Annotated in this window: 20 protein-coding genes and 2 pseudogenes; 3 read left to right on the top strand and 19 right to left on the bottom strand. The window is 65.1% G+C overall.

The window, feature by feature from the left end; translation table 11 throughout:
* Nucleotides 1-2 precede the first annotated feature (2 nt).
* The 7 genes and pseudogenes from FRZ33_RS05780 to FRZ33_RS05750 all read right to left on the bottom strand — a co-directional run bounded on the left by FRZ33_RS05780 (nucleotide 3) and on the right by FRZ33_RS05750 (nucleotide 4,480).
* Nucleotides 3-671, bottom strand: coding sequence for a M48 family metallopeptidase (locus FRZ33_RS05780; protein WP_146908328.1), 669 nt, complete (start codon nucleotides 669-671; stop codon nucleotides 3-5).
* Nucleotides 599-1,027: a DUF7092 domain-containing protein gene (locus FRZ33_RS05775; RefSeq protein ID WP_146908325.1), complete on the bottom strand. Its 429-nt coding sequence runs from the start codon at nucleotides 1,025-1,027 to the stop codon at nucleotides 599-601. The genes FRZ33_RS05780 and FRZ33_RS05775 overlap by 73 nt, the downstream gene beginning before the upstream one ends.
* Nucleotides 1,024-1,545, bottom strand: a complete 522-nt coding sequence (locus FRZ33_RS16815) for a DUF898 family protein (RefSeq protein ID WP_158637108.1) — start codon at nucleotides 1,543-1,545, stop codon at nucleotides 1,024-1,026. The genes FRZ33_RS05775 and FRZ33_RS16815 overlap by 4 nt, the downstream gene beginning before the upstream one ends.
* Nucleotide 1,546: 1 nt before the next feature.
* Nucleotides 1,547-2,176 carry a DUF898 family protein gene (locus FRZ33_RS16810; protein ID WP_146908319.1) on the bottom strand — a complete coding sequence of 210 codons (630 nt, stop codon included), beginning with the start codon at nucleotides 2,174-2,176 and terminating at the stop codon, nucleotides 1,547-1,549.
* A gap of 172 nt (nucleotides 2,177-2,348) precedes the next feature.
* Nucleotides 2,349-2,984 (bottom strand): annotated as a pseudogene (locus FRZ33_RS17625) (aldose epimerase family protein); the annotation flags it as partial.
* Nucleotides 2,985-3,116: 132 nt separating this feature from the next.
* The gene (locus FRZ33_RS05755; protein WP_146908316.1) at nucleotides 3,117-3,752 is read right to left on the bottom strand and encodes a CoA transferase subunit B; all 636 of its coding nucleotides are present in this window, start codon (nucleotides 3,750-3,752) and stop codon (nucleotides 3,117-3,119) included.
* On the bottom strand, nucleotides 3,752-4,480 hold the full coding sequence (locus FRZ33_RS05750; RefSeq protein WP_146908314.1) for a CoA transferase subunit A: 729 nt from the start codon (nucleotides 4,478-4,480) through the stop codon (nucleotides 3,752-3,754). The genes FRZ33_RS05755 and FRZ33_RS05750 overlap by 1 nt, the downstream gene beginning before the upstream one ends.
* Nucleotides 4,481-5,046: 566 nt before the next feature.
* On the opposite strand from FRZ33_RS05750, the gene FRZ33_RS05745 reads away from it, so the two are divergent.
* Nucleotides 5,047-6,408, top strand: a complete 1,362-nt coding sequence (locus FRZ33_RS05745) for a heparinase II/III domain-containing protein (RefSeq protein ID WP_146908311.1) — start codon at nucleotides 5,047-5,049, stop codon at nucleotides 6,406-6,408.
* Between the two features lie 153 nt (nucleotides 6,409-6,561).
* On the top strand, nucleotides 6,562-7,953 hold the full coding sequence (locus FRZ33_RS05740) for a sulfotransferase (RefSeq protein WP_146908309.1): 1,392 nt from the start codon (nucleotides 6,562-6,564) through the stop codon (nucleotides 7,951-7,953).
* Between the two features lie 46 nt (nucleotides 7,954-7,999).
* Here FRZ33_RS05740 and FRZ33_RS05735 read toward each other — a convergent pair whose 3' ends face one another.
* The 7 genes from FRZ33_RS05735 to FRZ33_RS05705 all read right to left on the bottom strand — a co-directional run bounded on the left by FRZ33_RS05735 (nucleotide 8,000) and on the right by FRZ33_RS05705 (nucleotide 15,584).
* Nucleotides 8,000-8,473: a hypothetical protein gene (locus tag FRZ33_RS05735; protein WP_146908307.1), complete on the bottom strand. Its 474-nt coding sequence runs from the start codon at nucleotides 8,471-8,473 to the stop codon at nucleotides 8,000-8,002.
* Nucleotides 8,474-8,666: 193 nt separating this feature from the next.
* Nucleotides 8,667-9,179, bottom strand: coding sequence for a hypothetical protein (locus tag FRZ33_RS05730; RefSeq protein ID WP_146908304.1), 513 nt, complete (start codon nucleotides 9,177-9,179; stop codon nucleotides 8,667-8,669).
* Between the two features lie 439 nt (nucleotides 9,180-9,618).
* Complete coding sequence (locus FRZ33_RS05725; RefSeq protein ID WP_146908301.1) at nucleotides 9,619-9,927, bottom strand: hypothetical protein; 309 nt, start codon at nucleotides 9,925-9,927, stop codon at nucleotides 9,619-9,621.
* Nucleotides 9,928-10,136: 209 nt separating this feature from the next.
* Complete coding sequence (locus FRZ33_RS05720) at nucleotides 10,137-11,270, bottom strand: acyltransferase family protein (RefSeq protein ID WP_158637106.1); 1,134 nt, start codon at nucleotides 11,268-11,270, stop codon at nucleotides 10,137-10,139.
* On the bottom strand, nucleotides 11,267-14,428 hold the full coding sequence (locus tag FRZ33_RS05715) for a glycosyltransferase family 4 protein (RefSeq protein WP_146908295.1): 3,162 nt from the start codon (nucleotides 14,426-14,428) through the stop codon (nucleotides 11,267-11,269). The genes FRZ33_RS05720 and FRZ33_RS05715 overlap by 4 nt, the downstream gene beginning before the upstream one ends.
* Nucleotides 14,425-14,670: a hypothetical protein gene (locus tag FRZ33_RS05710; protein ID WP_158637105.1), complete on the bottom strand. Its 246-nt coding sequence runs from the start codon at nucleotides 14,668-14,670 to the stop codon at nucleotides 14,425-14,427. Before FRZ33_RS05710 ends, FRZ33_RS05715 begins: the two co-directional genes overlap by 4 nt.
* A 41-nt stretch (nucleotides 14,671-14,711) precedes the next feature.
* On the bottom strand, nucleotides 14,712-15,584 hold the full coding sequence (locus tag FRZ33_RS05705; protein ID WP_158637104.1) for a glycosyltransferase family protein: 873 nt from the start codon (nucleotides 15,582-15,584) through the stop codon (nucleotides 14,712-14,714).
* A gap of 142 nt (nucleotides 15,585-15,726) precedes the next feature.
* Here FRZ33_RS05705 and FRZ33_RS05700 point away from each other — a divergent pair, with 142 nt between their 5' ends.
* On the top strand, nucleotides 15,727-16,476 hold the full coding sequence (locus tag FRZ33_RS05700) for a sulfotransferase family 2 domain-containing protein (RefSeq protein WP_158637103.1): 750 nt from the start codon (nucleotides 15,727-15,729) through the stop codon (nucleotides 16,474-16,476).
* 9 nt (nucleotides 16,477-16,485) lie between these two features.
* On the opposite strand, the gene FRZ33_RS05695 is transcribed toward FRZ33_RS05700, so the two are convergent.
* The 5 genes and pseudogenes from FRZ33_RS05695 to FRZ33_RS05680 all read right to left on the bottom strand — a co-directional run bounded on the left by FRZ33_RS05695 (nucleotide 16,486) and on the right by FRZ33_RS05680 (nucleotide 21,486).
* On the bottom strand, nucleotides 16,486-16,977 hold the full coding sequence (locus FRZ33_RS05695; protein WP_146908284.1) for an MBOAT family O-acyltransferase: 492 nt from the start codon (nucleotides 16,975-16,977) through the stop codon (nucleotides 16,486-16,488).
* A 15-nt stretch (nucleotides 16,978-16,992) separates the two neighbouring features.
* Complete coding sequence (locus FRZ33_RS17620) at nucleotides 16,993-17,091, bottom strand: MBOAT family O-acyltransferase (protein ID WP_425480625.1); 99 nt, start codon at nucleotides 17,089-17,091, stop codon at nucleotides 16,993-16,995.
* A 74-nt stretch (nucleotides 17,092-17,165) separates the two neighbouring features.
* Nucleotides 17,166-17,684, bottom strand: a pseudogene (locus FRZ33_RS17615) (MBOAT family O-acyltransferase); the annotation flags it as partial.
* Nucleotides 17,685-17,902: 218 nt separating this feature from the next.
* Nucleotides 17,903-19,054, bottom strand: coding sequence for a hypothetical protein (locus FRZ33_RS05685; protein WP_146908282.1), 1,152 nt, complete (start codon nucleotides 19,052-19,054; stop codon nucleotides 17,903-17,905).
* A gap of 26 nt (nucleotides 19,055-19,080) precedes the next feature.
* Complete coding sequence (locus FRZ33_RS05680) at nucleotides 19,081-21,486, bottom strand: heparinase II/III domain-containing protein (RefSeq protein ID WP_158637102.1); 2,406 nt, start codon at nucleotides 21,484-21,486, stop codon at nucleotides 19,081-19,083.
* Nucleotides 21,487-21,599 lie beyond the last annotated feature (113 nt).

Raw genomic sequence — 21,599 nt, 5'->3', positions numbered from 1 at the left:
GCTCAGTCCGCCGCGGCCTGCTCGGCCGCGGCGATGCGCTCGGCACTGGGCGGATGCGTGGACAGGTAGCTGACCGCACCGAAGTCCTTCTCGCCATAGTGCTTCGACAGGCGCCGCATCACCGCGGCGAAATCCGCCGGCGAGCGGCCCTGGCGCTCCAGCAGCGCGAAGGCGAAGTCATCGGCCTCGCGCTCGTGGTCGCGCGAGAAGCCGCTTTCCAGCAGCAGCACCGGGATAGACACCGACAGCGAGCCGGTGCCCGACAGGTCGCCGAACAGGAAACCCGCCACCACCACCACCGCCGAACTCTGCAGCGCCTGGCGCATGCCGTGGCGGTGTTCGTGGTGGCCGGCCTCGTGCGCCAGCACGGCCAGCAGTTCGTCATCGTTGCCATCCACCAGCTCGACCAGCTGGTCGGTGACCACGACATGGCCATCGGGCAGCGCGAAGGCGTTCGGCCCCAGGCCCGGCGCGTGGCGGAAACTGAGCCGGTAGTCGAGTTCGCGCGGCAGGCCGGTGGTGAGCGCCTTGAACTCCAGCTGCAGCGCCAGCTTGCGCTCGGCCGGCAGACGGCTCGGCTGCAGCTGCGTGCGGTCGATCAGGGACAGTGCCTGGTCGCTGATGGTGCGTTCCATCGCCCGCGGCACGACCGGCGCGACCTTGTTCGCCATCCAGGGCAGGCCGACCTGGAAAACAGCAGCACGCCCAATACCGTGACCACGCCCGAGGCGATCGCCGCCGTGCGCCGGCGCTCGAGCCAGTCGGCCCAGGCCTCGACCCGGCTCGGTACCGGCAGCCACTGGTCGAGCAGCGGCGAATCGGCGATCTGCAGCTGGCCTTCACCCGGCATCGCCAGCGTGCGCACGGTGCGGCCCAGGCGCGGGCTGAGCGTGAGTTCGGCGACGGCGAACTCCAGCGTCTCGCCTTCGCTTTCCACCCGCAGCGTGCCGGCTGCCGGCTGGCTCAGCCGCGCCGGCCGGCCGCGGCTGCTGCGGCCGTCGTACCAGGTGGCGTCGAGCGCGCTCAAATGCTCAGGTCCACGTCCATGTCGAGCGCATCCACGAGTTCGGCGCTGGTCGCGCCTTCGGTTCGCTCCGATTCGGCGATGAAGCTGTCGAGGTCGCCCTGCACCAGCACCGTGAAGTGTTCGGCCCGGTAACGCGCCAGCCGGATCATCGCCCACGGCACCATCAGGCCTACGCTGAGCACGATCAGCACGCCGTTGCTGAAGTAGATCCAGATCACATCGCGCGCACGCAGCGTGGACTCGAACCGGTGCGCGCCGAGCCGGGTGAATTCCCACATCAGGTTGGTGTAGCGCGTGCGCAGGAACACCGGCAGCGCCAGGAAACCCAGGTACACCAGCATCACCGGCACGAGGATGGCGGCCATCGCCCCGTCCGAGGGCTCGCCATCCGGTCCCTTGCCGGCGATACCGACCGCTTCGCTGACCAGCGCGCCGCCAAACGCCGCCACGATCATCAGGATGTAGACCGCGAAGCCCAGGCCGATGCAGATCAGGAAGGGAATGAAATAGCGGCCCACGTCACCCTGAACGAGAAGCGCTTGCCGCCGAAACGGTGGCCCGCGACCATGTATTCGTGCTGGCACATGCGCACCCAGGGATGCACCATAAGAAGGTGACCCACTGCAGCATCGGCCGGAACATGAAGTTGACGTAGGCCTCGAACACACCGTCCACGAACCGGAAACGCAGTCCGCGCCAGGCCGAATAACGCGCGCGGAAGCGCAGCGTGCGCTGGATCAGCCAGGGCAGCAGCAGCAGGATGGCCAGGATCAGCGGGATATAGACCACCCAGACCTGGAAATGCGCGCACAGGCCCAGCGCGATCGCCACCGCGTAGGCGATCAGCCGGCCCTTGAAGATGGCGATCGGGCTGGCCAGGTATTCGAAAGACGCACCGGCGAAATGGGTGTTGCCGTAGAAGTAGCGTTCGGTGCGCACCTTGGCCCAGGCCGAATACAGGCCCAGGGTCAGCACGGACAGGACCAGGTTGACGAACCAGATGCCGAAGAATTCGCCGGTGCGGCCGGTGAACGTGAATGGGTGGCGCTGGATTTGCGGGGCCGGCGGCGGCTCGGGCAACGGTGGCGGCAGCGGTGGCAGCGCCGGCGGCTGCGCCGCTGGCGTGCTCAGGTCCTGGTCGTACGGCATGCATTCCCCTGGATGGACACGCGGCTCCCCGGCCGCAGCGCCAATCTAGCCGCTGCGCCGGGGGCGGGGAAGCCTCAGGCGTACAGCCGCTGGCAGCCCGACCAGGCCTCGCCGGGGCCAGCACCACCGGCTCGAGCACGCTGGCAGCCTCGATGCAGACGAAAAGCCGGTGCTGGCCCGGACCCAGGTCGGCCAGTCCCGCCGCCAACGCCGCCCCGGGGTTCCAGACGACCACGTCGCAGAAGCCCTCGGATTCGATGCGCAGGCGGTCCGGCCCGCAGACCAGCGCCAAGGGGCCGGCCGCGCCGGGATAGATGCGATCGACTTCTCCTGCGAAACGCAGCACAGGCTCCGACTGCACACGCCTTGCCGCGCCGGCGGCGGAATCCTCGTAGGCATGGCCCCCGAGTCCCCGCACTTCCGCCACGCTGGCATCGGTGACGGCGAGATAACTGTGCAGTGCGGTGGTGAAGGCGAACGGCGCATCGCCGCGGTTGTGCACGCCGAGGCGCAGTTCGAGGCTGTCGGCACCCAGCCGCAGGTCGAGCGTGGCTTCGAACTCGAACGGCCACAGCGCGCGTGTCGCCACATTGGCGTCGAGTGTGAGCCGCAGGCCGGTGCGGCCATCGGCGAAGGTCTCGCCCGCGCCCGCTCGCCAGGGCTGGGTCCGCGCGAACCCGTGTTTGGCCAGCGCCCCGCGGTCGGAGAACTGCGGGAAGATCACCGGCACGCCGCCGCGGATCGCGGTTTCGCCGTCGAAGCGTGCGTTCGGGCTCAGGAACAGGCGTTCGCGGCCGCCCGCATCCACCCAGGGAGCACACCTGGCCGCCGGTTTCGCTGATATCCACGCGCGCACCGCCAGGGCCGTGCAGGCGCAGCAGGGGCGCACCGCCGGGACCCGTGACCGGTTCGAGCACGGAGCCGGCCAGGCGGTCGGGACTCAGGCCGCGCGGCGGAACGGGCAACCGGTCTTCTGGCGCAGCTCGTCTTCGCTGACGCCAGGCGCCATCTCGACCAGGGCCAGGCCTTCGGCGGTGACGTCCATCACGGCCAGCTCGGTGATGATGCGGTTGACCACGCCCACGCCGGTCAGCGGCAGCGTGCATTGCGGCAGGATCTTGGGCTCGCCGGTTTTCGTGGTGTGCTCCATCAGCACCACCACGCGCTTGACGCCGGCCACCAGGTCCATTGCGCCGCCCATGCCCTTGACCATCTTGCCGGGCACCATCCAGTTGGCCAGGTCGCCGCGGTCGGTGACTTCCATTGCGCCCAGGATCGCCAGGTCGATGTGGCCGCCGCGGATCATCGCGAAGGAATCGTGGCTGCCGAAATAGCTGGCGCCGGCGCGCGCGGTGACGGTCTGCTTGCCGGCGTTGATCAGGTCGGCGTCCACTTCGTCTTCGGTCGGGAACGGGCCGATGCCGAGCAGGCCGTTCTCGGACTGCAGCCACACGTCCATGCCATCGGGGATGTGGTTGGCGACCAGGGTCGGCAGGCCGATGCCCAGGTTCACGTAGGCGCCGTCGCTGAGTTCCTTGGCGGCGCGCTGCGCCATTTCATCACGGGACCAGGACATTATTTCGCTCCTCGCACGGTGCGCTGTTCGATGCGTTTTTCGGGCGTGGTGTTGAGCACGATGCGGTCCACGTAGATGCCCGGCAGGTGCGCGTGGTCGGGGTCGATGCTTCCGACCTCGACGATCTCCTCCACTTCGGCCACGCAGACCTTGCCGGCCATCGCGCAGGCCGGGTTGAAGTTGCGCGCGGTCTTGCGGAACACCAGGTTGCCGGCGGCATCGGCCTTCCAGGCCTTCACCAGCGAGACGTCGGCCTTGAGCGCGGTTTCCAGCACGTACCAGTGGCCGTCAGGGAACTGCCGGGTTTCCTTGCCGTCGGCGACGATGGTGCCGTAGCCGGTGCGGGTGAAGAAGGCCGGGATGCCGGCGCCACCGGCGCGCAGGCGTTCGGCCAGCGTGCCCTGCGGGTTGAACTCGAGCTGCAGTTCGCCGGCCAGGTACTGGCGTTCGAACTCCTTGTTCTCGCCCACGTAGGACGAAATCATCTTGGCGATCTGGCGCGTGCTCAGCAGCTGACCCAGGCCGAAGCCGTCCACGCCGGCGTTGTTCGAGATCACGGTCAGGCCCTTGACGCCGGAATCGCGCAGGGCGGCGATCAGGGCCTCGGGGATGCCGCACAGGCCGAAGCCGCCGACCGCGAGGGTCTGGCCGTCGGCGACGATTCCTGCGAGTGCTTCAACGGCCCCGGGATAAAGCTTGCCTCGCGCATTGCCAATTGGTGCAGACATCGTATTGACCCGCCCGTCCTGAACTAGCGCTGGATTATAGCCAGCTGGCGTCAGGGCCGACACGTACTTTCGGCCAATGCTACGGGCACCTGAAGTGACCCGGCCAGGGAGAAGACGTATGATCCCGATCCCCTCACAGACGCGACCAGCCGGGTGCAGCCGTTCGATAGCCGATCGACCATGGCAACCCCTTGGTACGGGCTCGAAATCCTGGCGTATGAATTGATGAACGGAAAGCCCCTGTTTCAGAAGCTGCGTCAGCCCGACTTCGCCAGGCAGCGGACGCCCCGCGCTCTGGAACTCTGGCTTCGCTCGGGCATCGTCGATGTCTGCCGCCCCTTCAAGCCCTGGCAGCTCCCGGCAGAGCCCGAGTGGAACGAAGACCCCTACCGTGACGACACCTGGGGCTCTACTACCACTCGCTGGTCTGGCTCTCCATTCTCGACCTGGGTATCGACGAAGCGCCCGACGAAGCCGGGCGCTCGGCCTGTGCCGCAAGACTGAAAGAGCTGTTCATTTCCTACGTCCGCTTCCTGTCTGAGAACAGCGGCCGGGAAGTGCACAAGATGGTCTGGTTCGACCATTCCACCGCATGGCGCGCATCGACCCTTGCCTACGTGTACGAACGTCGCTTGCGGGGCCAGCTCGCGGCCGGGGAAGTCCAGCAACTCGCGGCCGTCGTGCGCCAGCACGAGGAAAAGCTTCGGGAGTTCATCGCTTCGGGCCGCTGGAAGGCCAACAACCACGGCATCTTCCACGCCGAGGCCCTGTGGGACCTGGCACACGTATTTGAAGATGTCCTCGACGCGGAATCGACGAAATCCCTCGCACTCAAGGCGATGCGCGACGTCTATTCGGAAATGATCGATTCAGACGAGGGTGTGTGCCGTGAGCATTCGATCTATTACCACCTTTTCGATGCCTGGCTGCTCGCCCAGAGTGCCACGTACATGGCCGGCTTCGGCATAGATGTGATTCCCGGCTATCGTGAAGTCTTGCGAAAGATGATCGATTTCTACCATCGCGTCTCACCGGCGAATCACGAGCTTCCTGCCGTTGGTGACACGACATTCGGCCGCACGTCCGCGAGCCCCATGCTCGACGAGATCACCGCACTCGTTCCAGAATCTTCTGTCTCGGAGTACCTGATGGGACGCGGTACCGGTGCCGACCGCCCAGAAGCGCTCACGGTCTTCCCGCGCACCGGCTTCTACGTGTTCCATGACGAAACGGCGGGTGGACCGGCAAAAAGCAACCTGGCGTTGCTTCTCGACAAACCCTACATGGGCGCGCATGCGCACGCTGACGGCGGCAGCTTCACCATCAATCTGGAAGGCGAGGCGATGCTGGTGGACTCCGGCGGCCCCTATGCCTACGGCCAGAAGCTGCGATTCAATTACTTCAAGGCCGCTGAAGCGCACAACGTCGTGCTGGTCGACCGCAAGTCCCGGCCGTACCTGACCCGCGTCGCGAGCGTGATGACGGGACCACTTGGAAGCGGAATGCGGCTGGTGTGCGACGACCTCGGCGGCGCGATTTGGCACCGCGGTTTCGTGGACCTTGGGGCGGGCACCTACCTGGTGGTGGATGCCGTCGCAGCCCAGGGCAGGCACCGGTTCGATGCTCTGTTCCGCTTCGCGCCTGGCGTCACACTGGCCGAGCGCGACGACGGCGTCATCGAGGCAGCAGGGCGCAAGGCCCGGCTGTACATGCACCAGGCTGGCAACAAGGACATTGACCGCCACGCCGGCCCCGGGGAGGCGAAGCATTCCCTCAATCCTGGGTTACACGTGATCTCGGGCACCTGGAACCAGCACCCATCGTCGCCACCGGCTTCCGGGCAGCTGAAGGCTGGCTTGCCAGTTTGCTCACGACCAACGCGTCTTGCCGTTTCGAAGCGCACCAGCTGTACGGCGGGAAGTTGCTGAGGCTCTTCATCGAATCCGACGGGAACGGCAAGTGCGTCGAATTCGACATGACGGAAGCAGCGAAGCCGCCCCGGATCACTCACTACCGTAACTTTGGCCCGACACCCGTTCACGTGGAGCCGAAGTAGCCATCCGGGTCTGGGAGAACGATGAATGACGACACCGCCTGACTGGAAGCAGTGGGTCCGCGATTACTTCCGGGACCCCGTGAGCGCTTGGGGTGATATCAGGGAGCGCCAGGTAGTAAAACTGGAATCCGTGATCTCCATCGCGCTCAAGAGACATGGACTGTCGCGCGACTCCTTCGTCGAATCCCTGATCGCCGCCGTGCAGCAGCGAGCTCCTGACCAGACGCTTCCCGTATACCTCGTAAATCTGGGTGGATGCGGTTCGCACTGGGTGTCGCGCATGATGGCGCAATCCGCGGGTCTTATGGACGCGGGCGAAGTCTATCTTCCTCAGCGGCAGTATGCGGAACTCCGCACGCAGGACCGCGAGCAGGCGGCGAGGATGATGGATGCGACCGAGCTCGCCCACGGCCTTCTCTATGGCCTGGATCCGGCGGATTTCGCGAGCGCCCGCATGGTCAATTCGGCCCACGGCTGCGAGAAGATTTCGTTCTATCGCTGGCTGCGTCCTGACGCGAAGGTCATCCACCTTGTCCGGGACCCGCGTGACCGCACCATGTCGGTCAGCTTCCGCAAGGCGGAGTACCGCGCCTACGAAGCGACCGGACTCGACGATTTTGAGTACATGCTGTCCAAGGCGCGCCGCAGCCAGAGTTACTGGGACCGCTATTCCGGGCTCAGGCACAAGGCGGACGTCCAGGTCAGTTACGAGGACTTCCGGAAGCGCGGGCCAGACACCTTGAGGAACATGCTCGCCGCCATCGGACTTGAGATCAGCACCGAGGTGGCTGCCGATGTTTCCCATCGCAACAGCCCCGAGTTTCTTCGCAGCACGGAGGGGATGAGCGCAGAACGAGGGAACTTGGATCAGGGTGGCGTCGCCAAATCGTGGCGGGACATGGAGCCGAACTATCGCCGATCCATGCACGCGGTGATGGCGCGCGCGATCTCGGGCCAGGGTTATGCGCTTTGCGACTGTTTCCCGCAGTCCCCGGCGCCAACCGCAGCTGCGCCCCCGGGGCTTCCACAGGTGCTTGCGAAACTACCGGACGAGGTGGTTTCCCGCTACGACGTGAAGTCCGCCGCAGAGGACGGCTGGCATCCGCTCAAGGACCGCGGTGAACTCGAACCCGGGGATCGGGTCCGGCTGGTGCTGCGCAACGGCGACATGGCCCTGCCCGGCGGCGATGCCCTGCGCCCCTGGATCACCGATCTGTGCGCGGCTGGCTTGGCGAAGTTTGGCGACGAGCCGCTTGCATTGCTCGGTCGCCTCGAGCGCGTCGTCAACCTGGACCTGGCGTGTTCCGGAGTGCGCTGCGCCCCCTCGGCCACCCAGCTCCCTTCGCTCGCCCGGACAAACACCTCGGGCCTTCCGGAAGCGCTCGGGGTGCCCGGAGAGATTCGCGACTTCCAGTAATCCTTCCGGCAGCGATCCCGCAGCCGGATCGGGTCGGCAGTCCGCCTCAGCGGAAACCGTACATCACGACCGTGGTCGTGCCGTCGGGATTCCTGACTTCTGAGGTCCACACCGAGGCGAGCGAATTGCCCATGTCGGCCATGTAGGCGTCGGTCCAGTCCGTCGCCGCGGAGGCGTCTGAGAAGTCGAAGGTCATCTGGCACATGCTGGATCGGCAGTCCACGTCCCATTTGTCCGGCATGGCTGGTGCATTCGCGAGGACATGATCTCCTGCCGCCTTGGCCAGCAGGTCGGTCTTGGCGGCGGCGGACCACGCATGGTCCACCCCATCTTCCGCAAAGCGCCTGGCATAGTCGAGGCGGGTCTGTTCGCGCCGGGCGTTCGCTGCTTCCTGGTCGAAGGGCTCCATTCCGGCTCGATCTTCCGCGCTTCCGTCGGAAGCGGAAGGCGCGGCACCACGTGCCGCGAGCCGGTCGATGGACACCGCAATGCGCTGCACTTTTTCTTCCAGTGCGGCCATCCGGGCTTCGACGTCCGTATCAGACACCACAGCGGCGGCATCGCCGCCGCTGGGCGAAACACTTTCCGCGGAACGGAGATTGGATCCTAGGACCCAACCTCCGCCAACCAGGAGCCAACGCGATCACCGCGAGTAGTGGCTTGCTCATATCGTCTTCAGCGTCTCGGCGTGGGTCCAAAGGACGTCGGCTGGATCAGAGATCCAGTTCGGCGCTGTACTCGACCACCCGGATGGTGCTGAGCTCGACACCGGGCGGCAGGATGCAGGTCACGTTGTAGTGCGTATAGGCGGTGCTGACACGATCAATGCTGCCGTAGTAGCGTTCAACGGTCGTATCGGCCGGAACCTGGCCGCCCTGTGGGTAGTTATTCGTACCCTCGGAGCGGCTGCCAGCGGACACCGTGCAGTTGACTGTCACAGGCGTGTTTTTGAAGTTGGTGAGAAAAAGGCTGACCTGGCTCGAACCGTTGTCGGCATTGAGGTCTGCCGGAACCGAGCAAGCGATCTGGATGGACGAGAGGGAGGCATTGAACACACCAATGGTGCGGAAGCGCAGGCCGGTGAAATTTGCCGGATCGGTGGCGTCGCAGGCATTGGTCGCGCCGACGTAACGATAACGGTAGTCCGCAGCGTTGCTTTGCATCGGGAACGCGGCTGCGGCCAGGCCGATAGCGAGGGCAGCAGCGGTGAGGTTGTCGCGGATCATTTGGATTCTCCAAGAATGGATTCGGCGCGCCGAAGTAGCAGCCGATTAAGTTGGCTCTTTGCAAGACTGCAGTTCACGTTGTAGTGCGTGTCTGCCCAAGCGCAGGGTGAAGGCGGAACCTGAGGATCCAGCCTCCACCCGGCAGACCGAACGCGATCTCAGCAATCAACGGCTTTTTGATGTGCGCGTTCGTTATCTCATCGTCGAACTGTGCCCTGCCCGCGGATCAGAGGTCATCTTCGACGCTGTTCTCCACCACGCGGATGGTGCTGAGCTCGATGCCCGGCGGCAGGATGCAGGTCACGTTGTAGTGGGTGAACGACGTCTGCACGCGGTCAATGCTGGCGTACCAGCGTTCGATCGTGGTGTCGGCCGGAACCTGGCCGCCCTGCGGATAGTTGTTGACGCCTGAGCCCCTGTTGCCGGCGGAAACAGTGAATCAGCAGTTCACGGTAACGGGTACATTCCTGAAGTTCGTTAGGAACAGGCTGACTTCGGAGACGCCATTGTCGGCATTGAGGTCTGCCGGAACCGAGCAGGCAATCTGGATGGACGAGAGGGAGGCGTTGAACACGCCGATCGTGCGGAACCGAAGACCTGTGAAGTTCGCCGGATCGGTTGCGTCGCAAGCATTGGTCGCACCGACGTACCGGTAACGCGAGGTCGCTGCCTCGCTCTGCATCGGGACCGACGCAGCGACCAGACCAATCGCGACAGCAGTAGCAGCCATAAGCTTGTTGCGGATCATTGGGACTCTCAAGGAAGGAAATCGGTGCGCCTGGGCGATCACCGACGAAGTTGACTCTTCGCGTTCCAATGTAACGAGCATTGGCATCAATTCCGGACATTCGCGGAATCGACCATCAAACAAAATGCCGTATTTTATTCTTATTTTTCAGCAACTTGCGGCACCTGCTTGGCGTGCTTGCTTGAACTCGAATGCTCGCGTACGACTGCTTACCGGCGCTCCGCACCAGAAAGTTTTCTTGCGAGGCTGGATCCAGTTCGAATCCCCGGCATTTCAATGTAGCGGTAGGCCAAGTACGAAAATGCCAGGACAACTGGAAAAACCATCAAGGACATGACCGCCAGCGTTTCAAGGTTTCCGCCCTTGAAGCCAAGGTCCCGCGCAATCGATGCCGAGAAGAATACGAGAGGAAAATGGATCAGGTACGTCGAATAGCTCACGGTGCCAAGCGAAACCAGCGGCGCTGATGAAAAGAATCTGGAAGCACGACTTTCCGGGAGCATGACCAACGCAACCACCATTGCCCACAGGACCATCGGAATCAGGGCGCCTTCGACAAGGGCCATGGGCAACAGCAGCAGCAGCACGCCAAGCGCACCAAGGCCTAGCTCCTTCCATCGGAACATCAACAGGTAGGTTGAGGCACCAATCGCGAAATAGATGGCGACAATGGGAAGGAATGACGGATGTGGATACTGCACGCATGCCATGCCTGGCACATAGCAGAACCAGCGCCCGTAGGACTGGACCGAAAGCATGACAAATGCCAGGTACACAAGTCCGGCCACCCACCGCGCCTTCTGCCTTTTGAGTACCGGCAATATGACGAGCGGAGCAAGCAGATAGAACTGCATTTCAACGCTGATGGACCAGTTCGGCGTATTCAACGAACCCCAACTTGCCGGCTCCCAAGCCCTTGGGATCAATCCATTCAGCATGCTTAGTTCGACCAGGAATCGATCCAGCAAATGTTCGCCTTGGACCCTCGTGACATCCAGACCGACGGATGCCGCGATCAGAACTGCCACCAGAATGGCTACATGCAATGGGAGCAATCTAAAAACGCGCCGCACCGCATACGCGGCATAGGGCTCCTGCTTTCTGGCCAGCAGGTGCGTGATGACGAAACCGGAGATCATCATGAACACGTAAACCGGCAAGATGCCTTGCCGGAGTGGGCGCAGCAGGGCTGGCAGGTCAACTGCGTCAAATCCGGAGAAATCTATAACGTGGGCGAGAACAACCCACCAGGCCAGTACCGACCGGACTCCTTCAATGGCACTGAATCGCGGAACTGCAGACGTTGTCGTCACATGGATCGTCTGCTCGACCTCGCTCTTCATACCGCCACATCTCGCGTAGCCCGGGCGTATGCATACACCGCCTCGTAGATCCGGATCGATTTTTCCCAGGTCCGTTCGTTCGTGATCCATTCTCGGCCAGCAAGCGCGAATTCATGCGCGATCGAGGGCTGCGCCTGCAGCGCCACCAGTTTGTCGGCAAGGTGCTCGGCGTCACCGGCGCGAAAAACGTCACCGCGCACGCCAGGCTCGACAACCTCCTTGAGCGCCGGCCGGTCGCTGATGATCACCGGCCGACCCATCGCCATCGCCTCGAACGGCTTCATGGGCGTGACGTAATCGCTGGCGAAATCCTCGACGCGCGGCACGACGAACAGGTCGATCAGGGCGTAGTACTTCTGCACCTGGTCGTGCGCGACCTCGCCGGTGAAGACAACGTGCTCGGCGATGCCGAGCTGTCCGGCCAGCGCCTTCAGCCGCTCCAGCTCGGGCCCGGCACCCACGATCAGGCAAGCCAGGTCGGCGCCCCGGGCGCGGGCCATGGCCACGCCCCGCAGCAGCACGGCATGGCCTTCCCGGGCCGAAAGGTTCGAGATGTAGCCCGCCACCGTGCCCGCCTTGATGCCAAGCTGCTCGCGCAACGCCAGGTCCGGCGCCTGCGGAATGAAATGCTCCATGTCGACGCTGTTGGGCACCACGAAGACCTTGTCGGCCGGAATGCCGCGCGCAACCAGCCCTTCCTTCATGGTTTCGCAGATGGTGACCACGGCGTCCGCCTCGCGCATGCAGCGGTCTTCCTGCGCCATCCGGCGACGGGTCATCTGTTTGTCCATCACCCATTCGGCCATCGGCCGCCAGGTATGTTCGTGGTAGGACCGGACCTCGTAGACGAAGGGCACACCGAGGCGCCGCGCAACGGCCAGGCCGACCAGGGCCTGCTCATAACCCCGGTAGCCCGAGCTCGCCTGGATCAGGTCGACGCCCTCGCTGCGCAACAGCTGCGCGGTAAGCAGCGCGGTGAAATCCAGCTGACGGGTCACCGGCACGCTGCGGACATCCGCGCGCGACAGGCCGTTGAGCCGGAAATGCGGGATGCCTTCGACGTCATCCCTTTCCCAGGGAGCGCCGGACAGGCCGCGCTCGGGGTAGCCCAGCGGGGTGATCGCGATCGGCCGCATGCCGATCCGCTGCTGGTGCTTGACGATGTTCAGGCAGCGGATGGCGCCGCCGCTGTTTTCGTGCGGCAGCGTGGTCTTGAAAAGATGGGCCACCCGCAATCCGGCCGATGCCGGCCGCGGAGCCGGCGCGAGCGGAGGGATACCACCGACATCCGGCAGCCAGTTCGTATCCAGCTCCCGCACCAGCGCCAGCATGTGCTTGGATTTCATGCGCAGCTTACCTGCCGCGGCCCCCTGAACCGAGACCCCGCGGGCCGCCATTGCCTCCAGGCGGTCCACGTCACCGAGGCGGCGGAATGAATCCATGGCGGCCATCATCACGCCATGGTCGTCGCCGTGCAGTTCCAGCAGGCGTTGCAGCGCGAACCGGCCCGCTTCCGGCGAAGCGTCCTCGAGCAGCGCCAGATCGCCAGCCATGGCCGGCGTGATCGCCGATTCGATCAGATCGTAGGTGGTCTGGACATCCAGCCCCATTGCCGCCTCTGCCGAGAGGGAGCGGTTGCCCATCCTCAGCACGGCGTTTGTTGCACCGATCGGTGCGCGCAGGCTGAACTGCGCAGTGAAAACCTCCAGCCCCGGGCACGTGTCCACGTCCGCATGCGCCTTCCGGCGCAGGAACAGGCGCAGGATATTGCCAAACGTCCGATACTCAACGTCGGCGCTGTCGATCAGTCCATCCTGCGGGGGCACTGTCTTGCCACGGTCGTCACCGAAGAAGAGGTAAAGCTCGGGCTCGGGCAACGAGGGGTCGAAGGGGCGAAGTACCTCCACCCTGACGCGCGACGACCACGCGCTGAACATGCGCACACTGTGTTCGGAACGCTGCATGGGGGCAGCGACCGTTTCTATGCGCACACCCGGCAGGTCCGGGGACAGTGTCTCCACGCCGGGCGTCGGATCGATGCGCACCATGCTTTCCGTGGCCGCGGGCTGCACCTTGACGCGTAGGCCGACCGCGCCCGCCGGACGCCACGCCAGGCACTTTCGCACCATCGCGGAGGGACTGCCCATCAATGTGATCGGTGCCGACAAGGCCGCCTCCGGGCTGTCGATGCCGGCAACCATCGGCTGGCCCGCAGCATCCAGGAATCTCAGGGTGACGAGCGCTGCGATCTCCTTCGGTTCCACGTCGGCCTGGTAGCCCAGCTGCACGCAAACCAAGCCAGCGTGCTCGGGCGCGAGGCACTGGTCCATCTCGTCACCGGCCGCGTCTACAAGCTTCCAGCGGGTGGTATCCGTCACCCCTTGGGCGACCAGTGATATCGGCGCGACAAGCTGCAGCCCACTACCCCCGTGCCAGCGGTGACCACGTATGACCAGTTGGGCTGCCTGTTCTGGCGCGGAAAGGCCGAACACGTTGAGACTGCCGTCCTGGGCGGCGGCGCCCGCATACCGGTAGGCGCCAAAACGGGGCGATTCGCTCGTGCCCACGTAGGGGCCGGGCAGGCGCTGGCCCGCAGCGTCCTGGAATTCCATCGTCAGCACCATCGCCCGGTCGGTGGGCTCATCGTCCGCTAGCCGGACGGTCAACTGGTACGCCCGGCCTGCATCGACGGGATGGGTCTGCTCGAACTTGGCAAATGTGCGGTCGTCAGCGATGTCAACGCGACCGGAAAAAGCAAGTGCGGCGGACACCTTCCAACGCCTCACGCTCAAGCGCATCTTCGCCGCCCTCTCCGGCGCGCAAACCGGCGCCTGGGCCCACGCAGGCTCCGCACCGGGCACGACGGTAGGCAGGTAGACAAAGGCGCCGTATTGTTCCGACGTGGAACAACCGGCCGCCACGCCAGGGATTTCCACGCCTGCGGCGTCCAGGAACCGCACCCGCGCCATCATCCCGGTCGGTCCGGCGCTCGACGCGTCGTCATGCGCATGCGCACGGATCGTGTAGTAGGCGCCGGGAATCACCGGGTGGTCGACCACAATGTCTCCATCTGGACCAGCGCCGAAAAGGATCTTGGCTATTCTCTTGAGCGGGCCTTCCCGTGGTCCAGCGCCGAATATGATCTTGGCGATTTTCATGAGCGGACCTTCCCGTGGCCGTCGCGCGAGAACAGGTGCTCGTGCAGGGCCCTGAAGAAACGGCTTGAGACATCGGCCGGACGATGCCGCGCGAGGATGCCGTCAAGGGCGTCCGGAGACGATCGGTGACCCAAGGCGCGGTCCATTGCCTCGACTAGGCCGTCTCCCGGTGTATTGCCATAAAGCAATGCAGGATCGGCCGAGTAGGTTTCGAGTACGCCGCCGGCACGCGGCGCGATCAAGGGGCGGCGGAAGGTCGCCGCCAATAATGCGACGCCGGAGTTCAGGGTACGTTGGTAGGGGCCACCACCACATCCGCGCCGTTGAATAGTGACTGGATGTTGCGCTCTTCCAGCGAGCTGGGCAGCAGCGATGCGCCAGGGACGTGCGCCATGCGCGCCGCCAGGCGTTGCGTGTACTCCTTGTCTATCGGCTTTCCGGCGATGACCAGCCGCAGCGATCGGCCGGGATGCATTTCCCGCAGCACCTCGAAGGCATCCACCAGTTCGATGGCGCCCTTGTAGGGTTGTATCGAGCCGAACAGCACGAAGACGAAGTCGCGCGGTTCGGCGCCGATGTCGAGTCGCGCGGTGATGCGGTCGCCGGCATTGGCGTACCAGCCTTCGTAGGAAGGATGCGGCACATGGAAAAGTTTGTGTTCGGGGACGTCGTAGTGGCGGCGCGCCTCGTCGGCGGAACTGCGCGACAGCAGATGGATGGCATCGGCGCCCGCCACGATCACCCGGCGCAGTGCGACCTCGGCCTCGGGAATATCGCAGTCGTGCGGCAGCACGTTGTGCATGGTCCAGACGATGCGATGGCCGTCGTCGCGCCAGCGCGCCAGGTCAGAAGCGAAGGCCTCGATCCGCCCGCCGGCCTCTTCCTGCGTCGCGACGCCGTCCAATATCCCGGCCAGCCAATGCAGGTGGATCACCGACCGGTCGCGCCATCCGGCCAGTCCAAGGTGCCCGAACTGAAGCGCCGGCACGATCGCGAAGCCGTATTCGGCGGACCGCGAATACAGCAGGCGCTGGAACGGGTTCATCTGCGCCACAGGGGCATAGGTGAGCACATAGGGCAGGGTGGCCATGTCGTGGGCCTGGGCCGTGACCGCCTCTATGAACGCCTCGGCGGGGCTGGTCGCCCCTTCCGCCATGTCCGGAATCCTCATGTCGCTCCTCGAAGCCCAGCCTCGCACCCGCTGGTTGCGGGCCTGCATAATACTAGGGTCCGGACCACCCGGGCACGGGGCCGCCCCAGGCCCGCCGCAGCCCCACACTTCCACAGAGGCAGGTTTGATGGCGATCTACGACCAGACCCTCATCGCGCGCCGCAAGCGGCCGATTGATTTCGAGGACTCCACCAACATCTCGCTGCGGAACAAATACGTCTATTTCGCCGTGGACAAGGTCGCCAACAGCTCGATCAAGAACAGCCTGTACACGATCGAGCTCGAATCGGTGAACAAGGCCCCGCCCTCGCCCTTCGACAAGCGGCTGTCACCCCTGCTTTCGCCCTACCAGCTTCCGCCGGACCTGCTGCGCGTGGTGCTCAACAGCGGCAATTATTTCCGGTTCGCATTCGTCCGCAACCCTTATTCACGCACGCTGTCGTGTTACCTCGACCGCATCCTGAACCCGACCAGCAAACCCAGGGCGCACCTGCTCCGCACGCTGAAGGCCAAGGATGTGGTTACGGAAGACATCAGCTTCGACCTGTTCGTGCGCACCATCTGCGCGCAGAAGTCTCCCGACCAGAACTCGCACTGGCGGGTCCAGGCCGACGACATCCTATGGGGCGACATGGAGTTCGACTTCATCGGAAAGTTCGAGAACCTCTGGGAAGACATGGGCGAGGTCAGCCGCCGCATCTGGGGTGAAGTCCGGCCGCCCATGGCCGCATCCGAAGTGAACAAGTCGCCCAAGGTGACCAATGCCGGCAGCAAGCTGGCCCAGTTCTACACTCCCGAACTGGCCGACCTGATTTACGAACGTTTCCGGGCCGATTTCGACGCCTTCGGCTATTCCCGCGATTTCGCCGCCGCCTGACCCGGCGGCTCAGAACTGGAAGTAGATGAAGTTGCTCACTTCCAGCGACATCACCATGATCAGGACCGCGGCCGCGGCACCGGCCCCGAGGGCCATGGCCCAGGCCGGCAGCGCGGGCACGCGGGACGCGAACCACCGCCGGTCCGACTGGATCCCGAGCACGAGCGTGTCCAGCAGCAACGGGGCCAGCAAGGCGAAATAAGGGACGTCCGCGCGCGCCAGCCACGCATCGGCGCGCAGGCCGCTGAACGCCGCGAACACCTGCAGCGAGTCACCGAAGTCCTGGGCCCGGAACGGCACCCAGGCCAGCAGCACGAAGGACTGGGTCAGCGCCCAGGCACACAGGACCCAGGCGGCCATGGCCAGCGCCGAACGCGGCCAGTCGCGGGTGATCCGGGCGAACTCCTTGTGTGCCACGAGCGCGGCGCCATGCAGGCCGCCCCAGAACACGAAGTTCCAGCTCGCGCCGTGCCACAACCCGCCCAGCAGCATGGTCAGCATCAGGTTGCGTTGGCGCTAGACCTCCCCGCCCCGGCTTCCGCCCAGCGGGATGTACAGGTAGTCGCGCAGCCAGGTGGACAGCGAGATGTGCCACCGGCGCCAGAAGTCGGTGATGTTGGTTGCGATGTAGGGGAAGTTGAAGTTCCTGGGCAGGTGGATGCCCAGGTGCGGGCGATGCCGATGGCCATCAGCGAGTAGCCGCAGAAATCGAAGTAGATCTGGGCATAGAACCCCAGGGTGGCCATCACCAGGCTGTGGTTGTCGTGCCCGGCCACCGAAGCATAGACGCCGTCCACGAACGGCGAGATGTTGTCCGAGAACACCGCCTTGTAGATGAACCCGATCAGGAACAGCTTCAGCCCCGCCAGCAGGTCGCGGGCCGTCAGGATCCTTGCCTGCTGGAGTTGCGGGAAAAAGTCCGAGGCGCGGATGATAGGGCCGGCCATCATCTTCGGGAAAAACGAGATGTACAGCGCCGTGTTCGCCAGGCTGCGGTCGGCGCGGATGTCACGGCGCCAGACGTCCACGACGTAACAGATCGCCTCGAAGACGAAGAAGCTGATGCCGACCGGAAGGATGATCGTCAGGGTGGCAACGGACAGGTGCACGCCGGCGAATGACGCCAGCGCCTGCAGCGACCCGGCGAAGAAGTTGAAGTACTTGAACGCCGACAGGATGGCCAGCAGGGCCGTGATCGCCACCACCATCACCAGGCGTGGCCGCCACCTGGCCTCGATCAGCATCGCCGCGAAATGGCATACCAGGATGACCACCCACATCAGGCCCAGGAAGCGCCAGTCCCACCAACCGTAGAACAGCTGGCTGGCGGCCAGCAGGAATCCGTTCTGGGCGATGCGCCCGCGCATCAGCCAGTAAACAGAAAAAACGACCACGTAGAAAAGCAGGAACGCACCCGAGGTGAAGATCATCGTGCCGACTCCGCCCCGAAGCCGGCGGCGAGACGGCCGGCGAACCAATGGCTGAACACCCTGGCGCCGGCACGGGTGAGGTGCCGGTCATCGTTCCAGTAGGCGGACCCGTCCAGACTGGACATCAGCCCGGCGTCCTCGTAGTCCAGACAGGCTCCGTCCTGGCGAACCGCGCAGAATGTGGCGACATGGTAGACATCGGCCGGATCGGCGCTGGCGACGGCATAGAACATCCTGCGGTCGAGCATTCCATCCAGCAGTTCATCGAACCGGGCAACACGCACCGGTCCGATCCACGCCAGCTCCTTGCCCGCCCTGGCGACCAGCCGGTCCTCTCTGCGCCACGCGGCGACATGCCTCAGTGCCGCTTGCACCCGTGGGCCCTTTTTGTAGCGGTATCCGGCCTTGGAACCGTCCAGTGGCAGATAGCCCGGGCTCACGCGGAGTCCGTCGATTCTGCTCATGCGCCGGAACCCGCCGAGCGATGACATGTTGATCGCGACGTGCTCCAGGACCGCCAGGGCCGTCGCCGGCTTACCCGTACCGTTCAACGCCAGCGAATGTAGCGCCGCCAGTGCATTCCCCGGCCCCATGTAAGCGTAGGTTCGGTAGGTGCGCTCGTTGCGCGTGAAGTTGTTCAGCGGGTCCAGGTCGTAGCGACTCTGTATCTCCATCATCAGCACGAGTTCCTTGCGGCGCAGCGCCTCGCGTTGCGCCGCCTGGTCCAGACGGCTGATGACGATGGACAACATCCAGTACCGTTCGAAGTGATTGGAGCCGTCCAGGGTCAATTGCACCGATGCGGTTCCGACCCCGGTCTGCTCGCTGAACTCGCGGGCTATCAGATGGCCATCCAGGCCGCGGGCACTGTAGCTGCTGCCCTCGAACAGAAGTATCCGACTGACGGCCGGATCTGCGATTGCCGCCTTCAGTTCGCGCTCCGCCCCGGCGACGAGCCGTAGTGCGTGGGTCAAGGGAAAATATCCTGCCTCGTTGCTGGTCCAGCGTATGCCGGCCAACACAAGCACCAGCCCGACGACAAAAGTGGCAAGCGTCGTGCCGACACGGCCTTCCCTGGGAACGGCCAGTAACGATACGACCGCCAGCAGCCCGAGGCCGGCGAGGACATGCGAATTCAGCTGGTCCATGCGTGCAAAGGCTCCCGTGATCCGCTTCAGTCGCGCGGCCAGAGGCCGGCGAATGGCGCGAACCGATCCTCCAGGCGGCTGACCAGCGCTGCCGGGAAATCGCTGCGGCTGGCAATGCCTGCCGCGCTGGCATGCCTGGCCTGTCGTCGCAGCGCTCTCTCGAGACGATCCGTGTCGAGCGGCGTGCCGCTGGCGCGGCAGATGGCGGCCACCACCTCACCCGGCGCGTCGAGCACCTGCTGAGGCGTGTAACCGAGGTCGAACTGCTGGCGCTGGGACCAGCGCAAGGCGCGCTCGGCCCGGGCGACGGCGTGTTCAAGTTCCTTGCCTGACGGGACCTGCACACCGGCCGCAGACTGGCTCAGGCAGTACAGCACCGGATCGCCGCACAGCAGCACCTTCACGCAACCCGGCTCGGGAGTGAAATACAGGTCGGCCTGCACGATCGCTTCGGTGCTGACGGCACTGGCATGCAGGACATCCGTCGGCTCCGCCTGCGAGTTCAGGAGATGGATGGCATCAACGATGATCGCCCGGTGCCTGGCATCGAGCGCCATGACCCGTTTCACCAGCGGCGCGGGCATCTGCGTCCAACCGGCACCGATCATGCCCGCGCCTTGCACCAGCAGGGTTTCCAGCCGTGCCGCCGCGGCGCCGCCGAGCCCGGTGAGGTAGATGGTCGGCCGCCGCTTGCGTTTTCGCAGCACGGCGGTGGCGTACAGTTCTTCCGCCAGGCCGGCCGCGTCCAGTCCAAGGCGCTGCAGGTGCGCATCCCGGCTTTTGCAGATCCGTTCCATGCCGCGTTTGGCCAGTGGAGGCCACCATTGGGCAGGCTCGCGGCAATAACTCTCGAACAGGGCGCGCCCGGGGTCGCTGCCTCCCAGGCGCTGGTCAGCACGATGGTCGATCATTCGGAATCCGAGCCGCGAGTGCAGCACGGCGCCGCGGAACTGGAAGGACAATACCTGCGCCGGTTCCAGCGAGTTGACTTCGCGCGAGGCGACCGCGCCCTGCTGGCCCTCGATGCCGGGGTCTTCCAGTACGATCCGCTCGCAGTCGCCCTCCAGCACGTCGATGCGCAGCTCACGCCCCTGGACCACATCCAGGATGCGCACCTGCCGGTCGCCGATGGACACCTGCTTGTCCGCCGGCAGGTGCCACAGTGATTTGAAGAGGTGCTGCCCGCCCGTTGCCGAGGCCGACTCCAGCCGGTCCTCGACCTCGAACCGGCGCGCCGCCAGGTCGATATCCAGGCAACGGCGCGCCGACATCCCCGGATAGGATGCGGTCCAGGCCTCGGCCCGCGCACGGTCATCGTCACCGGCTACCAGCTTCAGCCCGCCGTCTGCATTCGAGGCCGGGCGCGACCAGTCGGGCCCGAACCCTTCGGGAACGGGAACGTTGTGCGCCCACTTCGAACGCAGGTACCGGCGCACCGGCGACTCCTCGACATAGTTGTGCATGCCCGGGTCCAGCAGCCAGTCACCGCCCCAGTACAGGCAGATCGACAGGTCGTCGTCGTGACGGTGGTAGCCGGAACGGAAGCCACACCGGAGCACCATGTGGAATGCATCGGCGGGCGCATCCGCCGCCGACCAGTCGCTGCGTGCCACCAGGTAACCGCCGGCCTCGAAGGCCCGTACCCATCCCGCGGGTTTTTCACCTTCGTTGCCACCGCTGAGCACCCAGTCCAGCCGGGCGTGCCCTGGCGTGCCTTCAAGGCTGCGGTAGACGTTGTTTGCCCGGCGCTGTTCGGAATCACCGAGCGTCGGCATCAATCCGTCCGGGCGCACGATCCAGGCCATGTAGTCGAGCGCGCGTGGCAGCACCTCGTCCAGCGAGGCTCCGAGCGGACCAAGCTGGTCTCGATCGAAACTCGCCGCCACTTCGGTGAACAGGTTGCTGACGAACTGGTGATATGTCGGGCTGTTCTCGACATGCACGCCGTCGGGCCCGAATGCGAAGGCCAGTTCGTCCGCCAGCCGCGTCATCGCCCTGGCCCGCCATTCCGCTCCGTTCGCAAGGCTCGCGCCCAGCAGCGCGAGCACGCGCGACTGGTCGATGCCGTGGTTGGTATGCCTCGAGTACATGCCCTCTTCCATCAGGCGTTCGGCGTGCCGCGACAGGAACGACTCCAGCATCTGCTGTGCTTCCGGCTCTCGCCCGTCCATGCGCAGGTGGCACAACAGCCAGAGGACATTGAGTGCCCGCGTGGAAGTGGCATGGTCGTGCCACGCGAACTCGTAATCGCTGTCCGCGGTCGGGAAGGCGGCCGACCAGGACCTCACCGCCTCCAGCGCCCGGCGCATCGCCGCCGGTTCTCCGGCGGCGTCCAGTGCGATCAGCCAGGGCATGAAGTTGAACGATGCGGTGTGCCACTGCCAACTGCGATGCCCGAAGGGATTCGCCCGCCAGTCGGCCAGCAGATCCACCTTGGCGGGGGAATCCGCGGAACTGGTAGACGCCGTCCGCCAGCAGGCGCCGCCCGGCCCTGGCCGCCGCGGGGTTGGCGCGGATGGACATGATCCGGGCACGCAGCGCCTCG

The organism is Arenimonas daejeonensis, assembly GCF_007993735.1.
GTDB lineage: Bacteria > Pseudomonadota > Gammaproteobacteria > Xanthomonadales > Xanthomonadaceae > Arenimonas > Arenimonas daejeonensis.
This window is presented reverse-complemented; position numbering and strand designations above follow the sequence as displayed.

Bases quoted from the DNA above. Each gene is read 5' to 3' on its own strand.
- FRZ33_RS05780 (WP_146908328.1), bottom strand. From the start codon at position 671: ATGGCGAACAAGGTCGCGCCGGTCGTGCCGCGGGCGATGGAACGCACC.
- FRZ33_RS16810 (WP_146908319.1), bottom strand. From the start codon at position 2,176: ATGCCGTACGACCAGGACCTGAGCACGCCAGCGGCGCAGCCGCCGGCG.
- FRZ33_RS05755 (WP_146908316.1), bottom strand. From the start codon at position 3,752: ATGTCCTGGTCCCGTGATGAAATGGCGCAGCGCGCCGCCAAGGAACTC.
- FRZ33_RS05750 (WP_146908314.1), bottom strand. From the start codon at position 4,480: ATGTCTGCACCAATTGGCAATGCGCGAGGCAAGCTTTATCCCGGGGCC.
- FRZ33_RS05745 (WP_146908311.1), top strand. From the start codon at position 5,047: ATGGTCTGGTTCGACCATTCCACCGCATGGCGCGCATCGACCCTTGCC.
- FRZ33_RS05740 (WP_146908309.1), top strand. From the start codon at position 6,562: ATGACGACACCGCCTGACTGGAAGCAGTGGGTCCGCGATTACTTCCGG.
- FRZ33_RS05735 (WP_146908307.1), bottom strand. From the start codon at position 8,473: ATGGCCGCACTGGAAGAAAAAGTGCAGCGCATTGCGGTGTCCATCGAC.
- FRZ33_RS05730 (WP_146908304.1), bottom strand. From the start codon at position 9,179: ATGATCCGCGACAACCTCACCGCTGCTGCCCTCGCTATCGGCCTGGCC.
- FRZ33_RS05725 (WP_146908301.1), bottom strand. From the start codon at position 9,927: ATGATCCGCAACAAGCTTATGGCTGCTACTGCTGTCGCGATTGGTCTG.
- FRZ33_RS05720 (WP_158637106.1), bottom strand. From the start codon at position 11,270: ATGAAGAGCGAGGTCGAGCAGACGATCCATGTGACGACAACGTCTGCA.
- FRZ33_RS05715 (WP_146908295.1), bottom strand. From the start codon at position 14,428: ATGAAAATCGCCAAGATCATATTCGGCGCTGGACCACGGGAAGGCCCG.
- FRZ33_RS05705 (WP_158637104.1), bottom strand. From the start codon at position 15,584: ATGGCGGAAGGGGCGACCAGCCCCGCCGAGGCGTTCATAGAGGCGGTC.
- FRZ33_RS05700 (WP_158637103.1), top strand. From the start codon at position 15,727: ATGGCGATCTACGACCAGACCCTCATCGCGCGCCGCAAGCGGCCGATT.
- FRZ33_RS05695 (WP_146908284.1), bottom strand. From the start codon at position 16,977: ATGCTGACCATGCTGCTGGGCGGGTTGTGGCACGGCGCGAGCTGGAAC.
- FRZ33_RS05685 (WP_146908282.1), bottom strand. From the start codon at position 19,054: ATGGACCAGCTGAATTCGCATGTCCTCGCCGGCCTCGGGCTGCTGGCG.